12 protein-coding genes and 4 tRNA genes are annotated in these 15222 nt (G+C 56.5%); 12 read left to right on the top strand and 4 right to left on the bottom strand.

What is annotated here, in order from left to right:
* The first annotated feature begins 9 nt into the window (after nt 1-9).
* The 5 genes from wecG (at nt 10) to IV493_RS17190 (ending at nt 1359) form a co-directional block, all read left to right on the top strand.
* Nucleotides 10-750, top strand: coding sequence for a lipopolysaccharide N-acetylmannosaminouronosyltransferase (gene wecG, locus IV493_RS17210; RefSeq protein ID WP_195857493.1), 741 nt, complete (start codon nt 10-12; stop codon nt 748-750).
* Nucleotides 751-908: 158 nt separating this feature from the next.
* Nucleotides 909-985 (top strand) — tRNA-Arg (locus IV493_RS17205).
* Nucleotides 986-1083: 98 nt separating this feature from the next.
* Nucleotides 1084-1159: transfer RNA gene (locus IV493_RS17200), tRNA-His, on the top strand.
* Between the two features lie 16 nt (nt 1160-1175).
* Nucleotides 1176-1262 (top strand) — tRNA-Leu (locus IV493_RS17195).
* 20 nt (nt 1263-1282) lie between these two features.
* A tRNA-Pro gene (locus tag IV493_RS17190) sits at nt 1283-1359 on the top strand.
* Between the two features lie 1087 nt (nt 1360-2446).
* On the opposite strand, the gene hemY is transcribed toward IV493_RS17190, so the two are convergent.
* From hemY to hemC, 4 genes are read right to left on the bottom strand one after another with little or no spacing between them, the layout of a single operon-like run.
* Complete coding sequence (hemY, locus tag IV493_RS17185) at nt 2447-3643, bottom strand: protoheme IX biogenesis protein HemY (RefSeq protein WP_013359681.1); 1197 nt, start codon at nt 3641-3643, stop codon at nt 2447-2449.
* Between the two features lie 2 nt (nt 3644-3645).
* Nucleotides 3646-4779 carry a uroporphyrinogen-III C-methyltransferase gene (gene hemX / locus IV493_RS17180; protein ID WP_013359682.1) on the bottom strand — a complete coding sequence of 378 codons (1134 nt, stop codon included), beginning with the start codon at nt 4777-4779 and terminating at the stop codon, nt 3646-3648.
* A gap of 25 nt (nt 4780-4804) precedes the next feature.
* Complete coding sequence (gene hemD / locus IV493_RS17175; protein WP_195857492.1) at nt 4805-5533, bottom strand: uroporphyrinogen-III synthase; 729 nt, start codon at nt 5531-5533, stop codon at nt 4805-4807.
* The gene (gene hemC / locus IV493_RS17170; RefSeq protein ID WP_195857491.1) at nt 5530-6471 is read right to left on the bottom strand and encodes a hydroxymethylbilane synthase; all 942 of its coding nucleotides are present in this window, start codon (nt 6469-6471) and stop codon (nt 5530-5532) included. Before hemC ends, hemD begins: the two co-directional genes overlap by 4 nt.
* A gap of 318 nt (nt 6472-6789) precedes the next feature.
* On the opposite strand from hemC, the gene IV493_RS17165 reads away from it, so the two are divergent.
* From IV493_RS17165 to uvrD, 7 genes are all read left to right on the top strand, one after another.
* On the top strand, nt 6790-9348 hold the full coding sequence (locus IV493_RS17165; RefSeq protein WP_195857490.1) for a class I adenylate cyclase: 2559 nt from the start codon (nt 6790-6792) through the stop codon (nt 9346-9348).
* 147 nt (nt 9349-9495) lie between these two features.
* A complete protein-coding gene (locus IV493_RS17160) occupies nt 9496-9696 on the top strand; it encodes a lipoprotein (protein WP_195857489.1) in 201 nt (66 codons plus the stop codon).
* Nucleotides 9697-9724: 28 nt separating this feature from the next.
* Nucleotides 9725-10549: a diaminopimelate epimerase gene (gene dapF, locus IV493_RS17155; protein ID WP_033734938.1), complete on the top strand. Its 825-nt coding sequence runs from the start codon at nt 9725-9727 to the stop codon at nt 10547-10549.
* Nucleotides 10546-11250, top strand: coding sequence for a DUF484 domain-containing protein (locus IV493_RS17150; protein ID WP_013359688.1), 705 nt, complete (start codon nt 10546-10548; stop codon nt 11248-11250). Before dapF ends, IV493_RS17150 begins: the two co-directional genes overlap by 4 nt.
* Complete coding sequence (xerC, locus tag IV493_RS17145; protein WP_013359689.1) at nt 11247-12152, top strand: tyrosine recombinase XerC; 906 nt, start codon at nt 11247-11249, stop codon at nt 12150-12152. The genes IV493_RS17150 and xerC overlap by 4 nt, the downstream gene beginning before the upstream one ends.
* A complete protein-coding gene (yigB, locus tag IV493_RS17140) occupies nt 12149-12865 on the top strand; it encodes a 5-amino-6-(5-phospho-D-ribitylamino)uracil phosphatase YigB (protein WP_095706400.1) in 717 nt (238 codons plus the stop codon). Before xerC ends, yigB begins: the two co-directional genes overlap by 4 nt.
* 153 nt (nt 12866-13018) lie before the next feature.
* The gene (gene uvrD, locus IV493_RS17135; RefSeq protein ID WP_013359691.1) at nt 13019-15181 is read left to right on the top strand and encodes a DNA helicase II; all 2163 of its coding nucleotides are present in this window, start codon (nt 13019-13021) and stop codon (nt 15179-15181) included.
* Nucleotides 15182-15222 lie beyond the last annotated feature (41 nt).

The raw sequence follows: 15222 nt of genomic DNA, 5'->3' as shown, positions 1-15222 counted from the left end.
ACGGAAGATATGACAACGTTAACTGAGACGCCGCAGTACCGTATTCGCGGCGTTGATTTGTATGGCTTCGAAAATATGCCGTCGGCAGTGAATTTTCTAATGCCGCCGCAGAGCGTCCGCAGCGGTATTTTAGTGGCCATCAATGCGGAGAAGATCCTGACCGCTGAGCGGGATGAAGGATTGCGCGCGCTGTTAGCGCAGGCGGAATATGCGTATGCCGATGGCATCAGCATCGTGCGCTCGATTCGTAAAAAGTATCCGCAGGCGTCAGTGCAGCGCATTGCGGGTGCTGATTTATGGGAAGCGCTGATGGAACGCGCCGGGCGTGAAGGGACGCCGGTGTTTCTTATCGGCGGTCGCCAGCAGGTGCTGGATGAAACCTGCGATAAGCTACGTCGTCAGTGGAATGTAAATATTGTCGGCGCGCAGGATGGCTATTTTGCGCCAGCCGAGCAGGATGCGCTGTTTGCCCGGATTGCGGCCAGCGGTGCGAAGCTGGTGACCGTCGCGCTGGGCTCGCCACGTCAGGAGCTGCTGATGCTAGCGTGCCGTGCGTACTGGCCTGATGCCCTCTATATGGGCGTGGGCGGAACCTATGATGTTTTCACCGGCCATGTGAAGCGCGCGCCCAAAATCTGGCAGCGGCTGGGTCTGGAGTGGCTCTATCGTCTGATTCGGCAGCCGAGCCGCCTGCGCAGGCAATTAAAACTGCTTAAATATTTGCGCTATCACTGGCGCGGCGATCTCTGATATTGCTGATAAATGCCGCATTTTCAGGCATTACGAGAGTGGAAATGTACTATTTGTCGACGAAATGCACAAAGCGTAATCAAACGCGTCTTTTTATTTAAAAAGCACTAGACACGATGGGCGCTTATCTCTAGTATGCACATCCGCAACGGCGCTACGCGCCCGTAGCTCAGCTGGATAGAGCGCTGCCCTCCGGAGGCAGAGGTCTCAGGTTCGAATCCTGTCGGGCGCGCCATATCGTTTGTGCGCATGAGCTTCGGTGGTTGATTTACCGCGGTTGGCAGTAAAGATTTAAATGCTGCAGGTTTTAAACTTGTAACATTAAGAATAGTGGTGGCTATAGCTCAGTTGGTAGAGCCCTGGATTGTGATTCCAGTTGTCGTGGGTTCGAGTCCCATTAGCCACCCCAGATTTTGCTGGGAAACGCGAAGGTGGCGGAATTGGTAGACGCGCTAGCTTCAGGTGTTAGTGTCCTAACGGACGTGAGGGTTCAAGTCCCTCTCTTCGCACCAGGCAAAACAGTTAAAAAAATCGGCGAGTAGCGCAGCTTGGTAGCGCAACTGGTTTGGGACCAGTGGGTCGGAGGTTCGAATCCTCTCTCGCCGACCATTTTTAGAAACCTGTCTGAAAAGACAGGTTTTTTTTCGTCTGTAGAAAAGTGGATTTGAATTTCTGCGGGAGATATGGGCCGGGCCGGGTTGGGTGCTGTAGAACAATGTTGCTGTGAGTTCGAGCCTGCGAAGAGAACACGGTCAGATCGGAAAGTCGCTTAAGCCATCCATTGGCCGCTCGGCCCGCGCGATTACGCACCTCATCCCTGAGGTGCGCCCGTATCCGGGCCAACGCTTCGCGTTGTTCAAAAACGCTCCCGGCGTTTTTTTCCGGGCGGTGGGACGCTTTCCTCCTCTGCCCGTGTTCCCTGCGCATTGAGCTTCTTCATTGCTGTAAACCCTCTGAAGCTTATGTAAGTACTTAATGCGTCTGCCAGACTTAAAGCGAAGGGAGCATACGCCTGTAGCAAAGCATCGCGGGCCAGGGACGGCCCGCGCTGAGCCCGCCAGGGATGGCGTCTTTTGCGTCTTTGTGAAAGGCGTATGCTCCCTGAAGCCCGCACTGCGGTGAGTGCGGGCGGTGCGTTTGAGCTTATCCGTGGCAACCAAAGCTACTCTGCTTTATATGACCAATAGTCTAAGCAACGTCGTGAATCGCAGACAAATAAACCATTGTTATTGTTGAAATCACCGTAAGAATTACCTTGCTGTCTCCATCCAGAGACAGAGAAAATGCCAGCTGTCGCCTGATACCGACACTTCATGCCATATCCCGCTATGACCAGACTTATCGATCTGTTTAAGGCATTGATTTATAGTTATTTTAAAAATAAACCTTAACCTGGCACGGCTTGTGCAATACTTCTGCTGTAGATGCTCATTCCACCTCTTATGTTTGCTGATGCTACATAAACCTGGGAATGATGCAGAGCCAATTTTAGGTACCTGTTGTCTGCCTGCCTGTATCGCGAAAGCCTTACAGGGTTAACAGACACCACGTTGAGTCAGGTACCTCCCGGTTGTCTTACCGACCTGATCTTACACCTGCCACTGGCAGGTGTTTTTTTTGCCTGTAAGAATAGAGCGGCAGATTGCGGGCACAAAAAAGCCGGGCAAGCCCGGCTTTATCCTGTCTGACAACCGCATCAGGCGTTGGGATTATTCTTCAACGTCAGCAACAATCCTTCACGGCGCATCTTCGCGGCCTCTTCCGGACGATGCAGACGATCATAAACATCCGCCAGCCACGCATAATCGAACGCATCCGGACGCTGTGCCAGCGCCTGCTGCAGCGCATCTGCTGCCTGCTGCCATTCACCATGACGCATCAGCAACTGTCCCAGCGTACTGTGCAGCAACGGCGTTGCGCCATGCTGTTTGATCTGCTGGCGTAATGCCTTCTCCAGCGCTTCCGGATTGCCGCTTTTGATGCGCGGCATCAGCAGTACCAGACGATCGTCATAATGACGCTTGAGGCCTTCCAGCACGATCGACTGTGCGGTGTCGTGATCGTTGCATTCAATCAGATGATCCGCCATTGCCACCTGCAGGGTCGTGTCCTGACGGGTTTTGCGGCTCAGCGTGCTCCACCAGCGCTTCAGGCCATCACTGCCCTGATCGGCCATTGCCTGATTCATCAGACCCAGCCAGGCCTGCTGCTGCAACGCATCACGATGCAGCTCATCGCCAACCTGCGCTTTCTGCATAGCAGGCAGAATATCCAGCAATGCACTCCAGGCACCCGTACGGACGTACGCCTGTTCGGCCAGGCGCAGCACTTCAGGGTGACGCGGCGCCACTTCCAGCAGACGGTCAATGCTGTGTCGCGCCGCATGATCTTCGTTACGAGCCAGCTGAATACGAGCGCGGGCAATTTCAACCGGAATGGTATTGCTTTCGGACAGCTCAGCAGCACGTTCAAGATGCTGATTGGCACGAATTTCATCGCCACGCTGCTGGGCAGCTTCGGCGGCCAGCAGATAGTTGGCTACCGGCACATCGGCGTGATCGGCATCTTTAGACAGCAGTTTCTCCACCTGACGGTGGTCGCCTTCTGCCAGCTTCATCAGCGCAGACTGAGTATGACGCTGGGCGCGACGGCGCTTACGGCCGGTAAACCAGCCGCGGGTACGCGCCCCGGTGTGCAGCACGCGGCGCAGCAGCCATTCCACCGCCAGAATCACCAGCAGGCTGATGATAAGGATAATCACCAGGCCAGTGACGCTGGTTTCGATATTCCAGTTATCGGTCTGAATCAGCACGTAGCCCTGATGACCGGCAATCATCGGTCCCAGCACCACGCCCGCAATCAGCAGGATAAAGAGGATAAATACCTTAAGCATGCTTAGCCTCCCTGCTGATTAGCAGCGGCAGACGGTTGCGCCAACAGGTTCCGCACGCGTGTCTGCATCAGCTGTTCCAGCAACGGCTGACTTTCCAGGTTATCCGGCAGATCCATGTTGATGTTCTGCTGGCTCAGCTCATCCAGCTGGGCAAGGAAGGCTTTGGTAGCGGCATCATTGGTGTCGTACCAGGCGCGAACCCAGGCGGACACGGTGTCGATAGATTGTTTATAAATCTCATCCTGATGACGCGGTACGGCCTGCGCAGCGATCAGCAGACGCGAGCGGATATTCTCACGCAGGTAAACATCCTGATTCGGAGCCAGCAGCGGCTGTGCGGTGTTATCGCGGCGGCGGATGGTAATAAAGTCATCCATAAAGTTATGCCAGCTTTTCACCAGATTCTGACGCCATTCGCGCACGGAACCTGAGAGTTCGCCGCCATCGCTGTCCATCGGCGCATCATCGCTGTCGTTGTCGGCCAGACGCAGATTATCAACGTTATTCGACAGCTGATTCAGCTTGAGGATCACGCCGTCGTAGTCGACCTGCGTAACGGAAGAGAGGTTACTGATATCCTGGGTCAGCGCACGACGCACATTCATGACGCTGGGATCGTTCATGTCAGCCAGGCTGGCATCGGCGCTTTTCAGCAGTGCCGCGGCGGTAGTAACATCCTGATCGCTCCAGAGTTTGCGGCCAGCCAGTTTCACCAGATAGTCCGCCTGTGCCAGCAGCCAGCTGCGCACGTCGTTGCCAGAAATTACAGCCACTTTTTCACGCAGCGTTTCCAGCTCTTTTGCTGACGCGGTCTGCTGCTGCTGTGCCGTCTGCAGGGCAGTTTCAGCGCCACTCAGTTGCTGTGTCAGCTGCTGTTTATCGCTGCTGGCCTGCTGCTGCAACGCGCTTAACTGATCGCTCAGCTTCTGATTGGTTTGTGCCTGTAAATCAGCCTGATGTTTCCCGTTAAGGTATAAACCCGCACCTATCGCCAGCGCGATGACAATCGCAACTGCACCCAACACCATGCCACCATTTTTCGCATTACGCGGTGGTGTGCTGTTGCTGGAAGGAGAGCGGTCGACCGCTGGGGTGGTTTCTTCAACCATGGCGGAGGAGTCTTTTTGTTCCGTCATATGTGGCACATCCCATTGTTAAAGTTCAGCGTAACGCGCGCAGCAGCGCATCGTTATCGGCACCATCGGCTACCTGAATATCCTGCCAACCCAATCCTGCGGCCAGGGTAGCCAAACGTTCACTGACGACTATCAGTCGGCAGTTGAGCAGCCATTCCTCGCGATCAACCGCGGGGAATAGCGAAAAAAGCTGTTGTAACATTTCACCGCTGGTCACCACCAGCACAGAGACGCCGCGATCGCGCCAGCGGCGGCCTTCAACCGGCCCGTCATAATGCTTCTGGCAGCGCTGGTAGCAGGCAGCAAACGTTACCTCAGCACCTCGCCGGTTTAATGTCTCCGCCAGCAATTCGCGTCCAGGATCGCCACGCAGAATCAGCGCACGTTTACCGGCAACCTGCTGAAGCGTGTTTATCCTGATCAATTCCTCACTGGTTTCATGCGCATGAGGCCAGGTCACCTGCTGTCCGCTGACGGTGTGAAACGCCAGCGCGGTGCTGCGACCAATTGCATAATAGTCCAGCTCAGTGGGCCATGCTTTGATCGCGTGCTGGGCGTAGTGAATAACCTGCTGAGAAAGAATAAAGACGAGGTCGCCAGCACGAAGTCCGGCGAGCTTGTGAGGCAGGGAATTGAGGTCAGCGCCCGGTGCAAATTCGATTAGCGGCAGGCTCCACGCCTGTTTGCCAAGGGCATGCAGGCGTGACACCAGCTCTGCCGCTGCGGGTTCCGGGCGCGTCACCAGGATGGTCATGCCGGCGGCTGCCCCTGGTAGACCTCTTTCAGGATTTCACGCGCGCCGCCGTTCAGCAGCTCATCGGCCAGTGAAATGCCCATCTGTTCAGCCTGCGCGCGGGGGCCACGACGTTCTCCGCTGACCATAACCCGGCCATCGGGCGCGCCGACCATGCCGCGCAGCCAGAGCTCATCGCCTTCCAGCACCGCGAAGCTGCCGATGGGCACCTGACAGCCACCCTCTAAGCGCGTATTCATGGCACGTTCTGCTCTGACACAGACTTCGGTGTCATCGTGATTCAGCGTCTGTAACAGGCTGATTAAAGTGGTGTCGTCCAGACGGCATTCAATGCCGACCGCACCCTGGCCCACGGCGGGCAGGGAGACTTCGGCAGGCATCGCCTGGCGAATGCGATCTTCCAGCCCCAGACGCTTCAGCCCGGCGACGGCAAGAATGATCGCGTCATACTCGCCGGCATCAAGTTTGCCGAGGCGGGTGCCGACGTTGCCACGCAGCGAGCGGATCACCAGATCCGGACGGCGCGCGCTAATCTGGCACTGACGACGCAGACTGGAGGTGCCGACAACGGCGCCCTGTGGCAGCGCATCAATGGAGTCATAATGATGAGAAACAAACGCATCGCGCGGATCGTCGCGCTCGCAGATGGTCACCAGGCCCAGACCTTCAGGGAAACTGACCGGCACATCTTTCATAGAGTGCACGGCCATATCGGCACGGCCATCCTGCATTGCCAGCTCAAGCTCTTTGACAAACAGCCCTTTGCCACCGACTTTTGCCAGTGGCGTATCAAGAATGATGTCACCTTTGGTGACCATAGGCACCAGCTCAACGCGCAGTCCCGGATGGGCACTCATGAGTCGTTGCTGTACATAATGTGCCTGCCATAATGCGAGCGGGCTTTGTCTTGTAGCAATTCTGAAAATTTTGTCTAACATGCTGTTAACCATTTTTATCGTTCACTGAATATCCTATCATCTCTGGGTGAATACTGTCAGTTTCAACGGATTGAAAACGGCCTGTGTGCGGTTTCAGGCCCGGTTTATCAAGCCATAGCGTGGCAACCCGTGCCGAAAAGGCGGGAAGCTGGTAAGAACGTGCTAAACTGTTAAGTAGCGCAACTTTCTTTACGGTCAATCAGCCGAGTGATAGATTGATCACGTTTCCAGCAATTATCTGCCCACTTTTTTACTTTTAATAAGCGGCAGAGCGTGGAAACAGGGTGCTTAAACACTGGGACAATCAGGCGAAACGTCTTGTACCTCTACATTGAGACACTGAAACAGAGACTGGATGCAATCAACCAGCTGCGCGTTGATCGTGCGCTGGCTGCCATGGGACCCGCTTTTCAGCGCGTCTACAGTCTGCTGCCAACCTTATTACATTATCAACATCCGCAGATGCCGGGTTACCTTGAAGGTAGCGTTCCACATGGCATCAGCTTCTTCACGCCTGATGAAAATCAACGCCAGCTGCTGGCCGACCTCACCGGCGACAGCGATCTGCGCCATGCCGATGCGCCGAAAGGCGAAATGCCGATCACCGCTATCTACTCTATGGGCAGCACCTCGTCTGTCGGCCAGAACAGCATCTCCGATCTTGATATCTGGGTCTGCCATCAATCCTGGCTCGATAATGAAGAGCGCCTGAATCTGCAGCGCAAATGCACGCTGTTACAGAAGTGGTGCGTCTCAATGGGCGTGGAAGTCAGTTTCTTCCTGATTGACGAAAACCGCTTCCGTCACAACGAAAGCGGCAGCTTGGGCGGTGAAGATTGCGGTTCAACCCAGCACATTTTACTGCTGGATGAGTTTTACCGTACCGCGGTTCGTATGGCGGGCAAACGCATCCTGTGGAATATGGTGCCGGGCGAAGAAGAGCATCATTACGACGACTACGTGATGTCGCTGTATGCCAAAGGCGTGCTGACACCCAATGAGTGGCTTGACCTGGGCGGCCTGGGCACGCTGTCGGCGGAAGAGTATTTCGGTGCCAGCCTGTGGCAGCTCTATAAAAGTATCGACTCGCCTTATAAAGCCGTACTGAAAACGCTGCTGCTGGAAGCTTACAGCTGGGAATACCCGAACACGCAGCTGCTGGCGATGGATATCAAACAGCGCCTGCACGACGGCGAAATCATCTGCTTCGGACTTGATCCTTACTGCATGATGCTGGAGCGCGTTACGCACTACCTGACCAGCGTTGACGATCAGCCGCGCCTTGACCTGGTGCGTCGCTGCTTCTATCTCAAAGTGTGTGAAAAGCTCAGCACCGACGATCATCAGCAACGCACCGGCTGGCGTCGCGAGATCTTATCGCAGCTGGTGAAAGATTGGGGCTGGAACGAAGAGAAGATCGCCATTCTGGACAACCGTGCCGGGTGGAAAATCGAGCGGGTGCGCGAAGCCCATAACGAATTGCTGGATGCGATGATGCAGAGTTATCGCAACCTGATCCGCTTTGCCCGTCGCAATAACTTAAGCGTCAGCGCCAGCCCGCAGGATATCGGTGTATTGACCCGTAAACTGTATGCCGCGTTTGAAGCGCTGCCGGGCAAAGTGACGCTGGTGAATCCACAGATTTCGCCCGATCTTTCTGAACCGAATTTGACCTTTATTCATGTGCCGCCTGGCCGCGCTAACCGTTCCGGCTGGTATCTCTATAACCAGGCACCAGACATGGATTCGATCATCAGCCATCAGCCGCTGGAATATAACCGCTACCTGAACAAGCTGGTGGCGTGGGCCTGGTTTAATGGTCTGCTGACCCGCAAAACCCGGCTGCATATTAAAGGCAATGAGACCTGCGATCTGGCGCGTCTTCAGGAACTGGTCAACGATGTTTCCAGCCATTTCCCGCTGCGTCTCCCTTCGCCGACGCCAAAAGCGCTCTACAGCCCGTGCGAAATCCGGCACCTCGCGATTATCGTTAACCTTGAGCACGATCCGACGGCGGCCTTCCGCAATCAGGTGGTGCACTTCGACTTCCGCAAACTGGATGTCTTTAGTTTTGGTCAGCAGCAGCAGTGCCTGATTGGCAGCATCGATCTGCTCTATCGCAACTCCTGGAATGAAGTGCGTACGCTGCACTTCAGCGGCGAACAGGCGATGATCGAAGGGCTGAAAACTATTCTCGGCAAGATGCATCAGGATGCCGCACCGCCGGATACGGTAGAAGTGTTCTGCTACAGCCAGCATCTGCGCGGGCTGATTCGCACGCGCGTCCAGCAGCTGGTCTCAGAGTGCATTGAGCTGCGCCTCTCCAGCACGCGTCAGGAGCCGGGCCGCTTTAAAGCGCTGCGCATGGCGGGTGAGACCTGGGGTCTGTTCTTTGAACGCATGAGCGTCTCGGTGCAGAAGCTGGAAAACGCGGTAGAATTTTATGGCGCGATCTCCAATAACAAGCTGCATGGGTTGTCGATCAAAGTCGAAACGAATCAGACGCCGCTGCCACCGGTAGTGAACGGTTATGCCAGCGAAGGCATCATTCAGTTCTTCTTTGAAAACACCACGGATGAGCGCGGCTTCAACATCTATATCCTCGATGAGAGCAATCGGGTTGAGGTTTATCATCACTGTGAAGGCAGCAAAGAGGAGCTGGTGCGCGACGTCAGCCGCTTCTACTCCTCGTCACACGATCGCTTTACCTATGGCTCAAGCTTCATCAACTTCAACCTGCCGCAGTTCTACCAGATTGTGAACACCGGTGAGCGATTCCAGGTGATCCCATTCCGGAGTCAGACGCTGACGCAGCTCTGTACAACGCAGCCTGACAACGACAACAGCGACTATCAACCGCGCTATCAGGTGCATTGATGCTGACGGGCTGCCTGCGCTCTGCAGGTGGCCGCTATCTTCCTGGCCTGTCACCCGGTTCACGCTATTTGCGGGGATTTCCTGTTGCTTTTCCACCTTCAACTGCGATGATAAGCATCCAGGTAAAGGACATTAAGAGCATAAAGAATGAAGAAAGTAATAAGCCTGTTGGCCATGACACTGGCAGTAATCAGCCTTGCAGGTTGTGGTCTGAAAGGACCGCTCTACTTCCCGCCGAAGGACCAGCCGAAGAAACAACAAGTCCCAACCGAACGCCAGAAAGCGGATGCCACTAAAGCCGATGTCGGCGGGCTGGTGACCGGCAATTCAGGCGTAAAAGCGAACTAATCTGATGGCTTATCCGGCGGAGCAAAAAATGCAGTTCTCCAAAATGCACGGTCTCGGCAACGATTTTATGGTTGTGGATGCGGTGACACAAAACGTCTTCTTTTCGCCGGAACTGATCCGCCGGCTGGCCGATCGTCATCTGGGGATCGGTTTCGATCAGCTGCTGATTGTTGAACCGCCTTACGATCCCGATCTCGATTTTCACTATCGCATTTTCAACGCTGACGGCAGTGAAGTGGCCCAGTGCGGTAACGGTGCGCGCTGTTTTGCCCGCTTTGTTCAGCTGAAAGGGCTGACCAACAAAAGCGATATTCGGGTCAGTACCCAGAATGGCCGCATGGTCCTCACCGTGACGCCTGATGACCACGTGCGCGTGAACATGGGTGAGCCCAACTTTGAGCCTCAGCAGGTGCCGTTCCGCGCCAACAAAGCCGAAAATCTCTATCTGCTGCGCGTGGCCGAACAGACGGTGATGCTGGGTGCGGTGTCGATGGGGAATCCTCACTGCGTCATCCAGGTTGAAAGTGTTAAAACCGCGCAGGTTGAACTGCTTGGCCCGATTCTGGAGAGCCACGAGCGCTTCCCGGATCGCGTCAATGTCGGTTTTATGGAGATCATTAATCCCGAACATATCCGGCTGCGCGTCTACGAACGCGGAGCGGGTGAAACGCAGGCGTGCGGCAGCGGCGCCTGTGCTGCCGTTGCATGTGGCATTCAGCAGGGCATTCTGGCACCGAAAGTGCGTGTCGATCTGCCTGGCGGGACGCTGCATATCTCCTGGAAAGGCGCCGGTCAGCCGCTCTATATGACCGGGCCTGCGACACACGTCTACGATGGGTTTATTCATCTATGAAAAATATCGAAGAGCAGGCTGACAGTTCGGTTCTGCTGGACGATCAGGCCGTCAGTGATTATCTGCGGCAGAATCCCGATTTCTTCATCCGTAATGCCCGTGAAGTTGAACAGATGGCGGTGCCGCATCCGGTGCGCGGCAGTGTGTCCCTGGTCGAGTGGCATATGGCGCGGCAACGCAACCACATTCAGCGGCTGGAAGAAGAGATCACACTGCTGATGGAGCAGGCCAGCGCGAACCATGAGCTGTTTGACCGTTTGCTGTCGCTGGAAAGTCATCTGGCCGCGGCTGATTCGCTGCAGGATATGCTCAACCGTCTGCATCGCTGGGCGCGTGAGCTGGGCCTGGCGGGTGCCAATGTGCGGCTGTTCAGCGACAAATGGCTGCTGGGTGCCCCCTCCGATTTCTTCCAGCTGAGCCTGTCGCGTCAGGCGTTTGAGCCGCTGCGTATTCAGCGTTTCGGCAACCAGCACCACTATCTCGGTAATATCAATGGGCCGGAACTGCTGCTGCTGCTGCCACAGGCCAAAGCAATTGGCTCGGTTGCGATGTCGCTGATGGGCGAAGAGGGCGATCTCGGCGTGCTGGTGTTCAGCAGCCGTGACAGCCAGCACTATCAGTCGGGCATGGGGACGTTGCTGTTGCAGCACCTGTCACAGATGATGCCTGGCCTGCTTTCCCGCTGGGTGGAGCGCGCATGAGCAGCGGACTGCAGGAGGCCGTCGACGGATTTCTGCGCTACCTGAAAGTGGAGCGCCAGCTGAGTCCGTTAACCCAGAGCAGCTATGCGCGCCAGCTTGCCGCGCTGGTGGCAATTGCGGATGAGATGAAGCTCGGCAGCTGGGCACAGCTGGAACCGGCGCAGGTGCGTAGCATGGCGGCACGCAGCCGTCGCGCCGGACTCTCAGCCAGCAGCCTCGCGCTGCGCCTCTCCGCCCTGCGCAGTTTTCTCGACTGGCAGGTAAGCCAGGGTTTGCTTTCCGCCAATCCGGCTAAAGGGGTAATGACGCCGCGTAAAGCGCGTCATCTGCCTAAGAATATCGATGTGGATGAAGTGAATCAGCTGCTGGAGATCGACCTTAACGATCCGTTGGCGGTGCGCGATCGCGCGATGCTGGAAGTGATGTATGGCGGCGGGCTGCGTCTCTCCGAGCTGGTGAATATGGATTGCCGCCACGTCGACCTCGATTCCGGCGAAGTGTGGGTCGTGGGTAAGGGCAGCAAAGAGCGCCGGGTGCCGATTGGCCGCACGGCGGTCACCTGGATCCAGCACTGGCTGCCGCTGCGTGAAACCTTCGGCGGCCAGGATGATGCGCTGTTCCTGTCGACGCGCGGCAACCGCATCTCGCCCCGTAACGTGCAGAAACGCTTTGCCGAATGGGGCGTCAGACAGGGTGTGGCGAGCCATATCCATCCGCATAAGCTGCGGCACTCTTTTGCCACGCATCTGCTGGAATCCAGCGGCGACCTGCGCGCCGTACAGGAGTTGCTGGGGCATGCGAACCTCTCGACGACCCAGATCTATACCCATCTCGACTTCCAGCATCTGGCTTCGGTGTATGACGCTGCGCATCCCCGCGCCAAACGAGGAAAGAACGAATGAAGTTTTATCGTCCGCTGTCGGCCATTAAAGCCATGACTTTCGATCTTGATGACACGCTCTACGATAACTATCCGGTGATCCGTCGCACCACGCTGGAGTCTCACGCCGCTTTGCAGGCTTTTCATCCGGCGCTGCGTGACTTCACGCCGCAGGATTATCAGCAGTTGCGCGATCAACTGCTGCAGCGCGAGCCTGAAATCTATCATGACGTTTCAGAGTGGCGACGCCGTTCGGTAGAGCTGGCGATGCTCAATATCGGCCTCTCTGCTGCGGAAGCGACCGCTGGCGCGGCAGAGGTCATGGCGGTGTTCCATCAGTGGCGGAGTCAGGTCGAGATGCCGGATGAGACGCATCAGACGCTGAAGGCGCTGGCGGAAAAAATCCCGCTGGTGGCAGTCACCAACGGCAACGCCAGCCCGGAAAAAATGGGCATCGCTGAATACTTTCAGTTCACGCTGCGGGCCGGGCCTGACGGGCGCGCCAAGCCGTGGCAGGATATGTATCAGCTTGCCGCGCAACGCCTTGATATCGCGCCACAACACATTCTGCATGTGGGCGACGACCTGACTACCGATGTCGCTGGCTCACTGCGCTGCGGCATGCAGGCCTGCTGGATTAACCTGCGGCAGGGCAACCTGATGCATATCCCGGACGCGCGCCTGTTGCCGCATGTCGAAATTTCGCGGTTGGCATCACTCACCTCACTGCTATAATGGCTGTAAATTTATCCAGTCGTCTCCTCTTCTCTGCTTTGCCGCCGTCCCTTATCCGGCATCTGTGTCGCCGCCTGACTGGCCGTGACACTGCCTTGCGGCAGGCGGAATAAACAACGCGGCGACGGCGTTTTTCTCTGGTAAACGGTGCTTATGGACGTTTCTGAACTGCTCGACGGTTTGAATGACAATCAGCGCGCGGCCGTTGCGGCTCCGCGCAGTAACCTGCTGGTGCTGGCAGGTGCGGGCAGTGGTAAAACGCGGGTGCTGGTGCATCGCATTGCGTGGCTGATGTCAGTAGAGAACTGCTCACCCTATTCGATTATGGCGGTGACCTTTACCAATAAAGCAGCCGCGGAGATGCGTCACCGTATCGAGCATCTGATCGGCACCAGCCAGGGCGGGATGTGGATCGGGACTTTCCACGGTCTGGCGCACCGTTTACTGCGCGCCCACCATCTTGACGCCGGTCTGCCGCAGGATTTTCAGATCCTCGACAGCGAAGACCAGCTGCGTCTGCTCAAGCGCCTGATTAAATCAATGAACCTTGATGACAAGCAGTGGCCTGCGCGTCAGGGCATGTGGTACATCAACGGCAAAAAAGATGAAGGCCTGCGGCCAAAGCACATTGAAAGCTATGGCAATCCGATTGAGCAGACCTGGCTGCGCATCTATCAGGCCTATCAGGAAGCCTGCGATCGCGCCGGTTTAGTCGACTTCGCCGAGCTGCTGCTGCGCGCCCATGAACTCTGGCTCAACAAGCCGCATATCCTCAATCACTACCGCGAACGCTTTACCAACGTGCTGGTGGATGAGTTTCAGGATACCAACAACATTCAGTACGCCTGGATTCGGATGCTGGCGGGCGACAGCGGCCGGGTGATCATTGTGGGCGATGATGACCAGTCGATCTACGGCTGGCGCGGCGCACAGGTCGAGAATATTCAGCGCTTCCTGCAGGATTTCCCTGGTGCAGAAACGATCCGTCTGGAGCAGAACTACCGCTCAACCAATAACATTCTGAAAGCGGCTAACGCCCTGATCGCCAATAACAATGGCCGTCTGGGTAAAGAGCTCTGGACTGAAGGCAGCGATGGCGAACCGATCTCTATCTACTGCGCCTTTAATGAGCTGGATGAAGCGCGCTTCGTGGTCAACCGCATCAAGGTCTGGATGGAGAACGGCGGTGCGCTCAACGACTGCGCCATTCTCTATCGCAGCAACGCCCAGTCGCGCGTGCTGGAAGAGGCGCTGCTGCAGAGCAGCATGCCGTACCGTATTTATGGCGGCATGCGCTTCTTCGAACGTCAGGAGATCAAAGATGCGCTCTCCTATCTGCGTCTGATGGCGAACCGCAATGACGACGCCGCCTTTGAGCGCGTAGTGAATACCCCGACGCGCGGCGTGGGCGATCGCACGCTCGACGTGGTGCGTCAGACGGCGCGTGAACGTCAGATGACGCTGTGGCAGGCCACGCGCGAACTGCTGCAAAGTCGCGCACTGGCTGGCCGCGCCGCGTCTGCGCTGCAACGCTTCTGTGAGCTGGTCGATTCACTGGCCACCGAAACTGCCGATTTACCGCTGCATGTTCAGACCGACCGGGTTATCAAAGACTCCGGCCTGTGGCTGATGTATGAGCAGGAAAAAGGCGAAAAGGGTCAGGCGCGTATCGAAAACCTTGAGGAGCTGGTGACGGCAACGCGTCAGTTCAGCTATCAGGATGAAGATGAAGATCTGATGCCGCTGCAGGCCTTCTTATCCCATGCGGCGCTGGAAGCGGGCGAAGGTCAGGCAGACAAATGGCAGGATGCGGTTCAGCTGATGACGCTGCACTCGGCCAAAGGGCTGGAGTTCAGTCAGGTCTTTATCGTCGGTATGGAAGAGGGGATGTTCCCGAGCCAGATGTCGCTGGATGAAGGTGGACGGCTGGAAGAGGAGCGTCGTCTGGCGTACGTCGGTGTGACCCGCGCGATGCTCAAGCTGACGCTGACCTACGCTGAAACCCGCCGACTCTATGGTAAGGAAGTGTATCACCGGCCTTCCCGTTTTATCGGCGAACTGCCCGAGACCTGCATTGAAGAAGTGCGTCTGCGCGCCAGCGTCAGCCGTCCGGTCAACCATCAGCGGATGGGTGCGCCGGTGACCAAAAATGACAGTGGATTCGCGCTGGGCCAGCGTGTTCATCACGCAAAATTTGGCGAAGGCACCATCATAAATCTGGAAGGCAGCGGCGAACACAGCCGCCTGCAGGTGGCGTTTCAGGGGCAGGGAATCAAGTGGCTGGTGGCGGCTTACGCGAAGCTGGAAACGCTTTAGCGTGCGGTTGACGGCTTTTTCGTCTCAGCGTAACATGCGCC

The organism is Pantoea sp. SM3640 (assembly GCF_015654165.1).
In the GTDB taxonomy this organism is placed as follows: Bacteria; Pseudomonadota; Gammaproteobacteria; order Enterobacterales; family Enterobacteriaceae; genus Pantoea; species Pantoea vagans.
Note: the sequence above shows the minus strand (reverse complement) of the source record. Positions and strands in the feature narration are given on the sequence as shown.

Bases quoted from the DNA above. Each gene is read 5' to 3' on its own strand.
- hemC (WP_195857491.1), bottom strand. From the start codon at position 6,471: ATGTTAGACAAAATTTTCAGAATTGCTACAAGACAAAGCCCGCTCGCA.
- IV493_RS17150 (WP_013359688.1), top strand. From the start codon at position 10,546: ATGAAAAATATCGAAGAGCAGGCTGACAGTTCGGTTCTGCTGGACGAT.
- dapF (WP_033734938.1), top strand. From the start codon at position 9,725: ATGCAGTTCTCCAAAATGCACGGTCTCGGCAACGATTTTATGGTTGTG.
- IV493_RS17160 (WP_195857489.1), top strand. From the start codon at position 9,496: ATGAAGAAAGTAATAAGCCTGTTGGCCATGACACTGGCAGTAATCAGC.
- xerC (WP_013359689.1), top strand. From the start codon at position 11,247: ATGAGCAGCGGACTGCAGGAGGCCGTCGACGGATTTCTGCGCTACCTG.
- wecG (WP_195857493.1), top strand. From the start codon at position 10: ATGACAACGTTAACTGAGACGCCGCAGTACCGTATTCGCGGCGTTGAT.
- yigB (WP_095706400.1), top strand. From the start codon at position 12,149: ATGAAGTTTTATCGTCCGCTGTCGGCCATTAAAGCCATGACTTTCGAT.
- hemD (WP_195857492.1), bottom strand. From the start codon at position 5,533: ATGACCATCCTGGTGACGCGCCCGGAACCCGCAGCGGCAGAGCTGGTG.
- uvrD (WP_013359691.1), top strand. From the start codon at position 13,019: ATGGACGTTTCTGAACTGCTCGACGGTTTGAATGACAATCAGCGCGCG.
- hemX (WP_013359682.1), bottom strand. From the start codon at position 4,779: ATGACGGAACAAAAAGACTCCTCCGCCATGGTTGAAGAAACCACCCCA.
- hemY (WP_013359681.1), bottom strand. From the start codon at position 3,643: ATGCTTAAGGTATTTATCCTCTTTATCCTGCTGATTGCGGGCGTGGTG.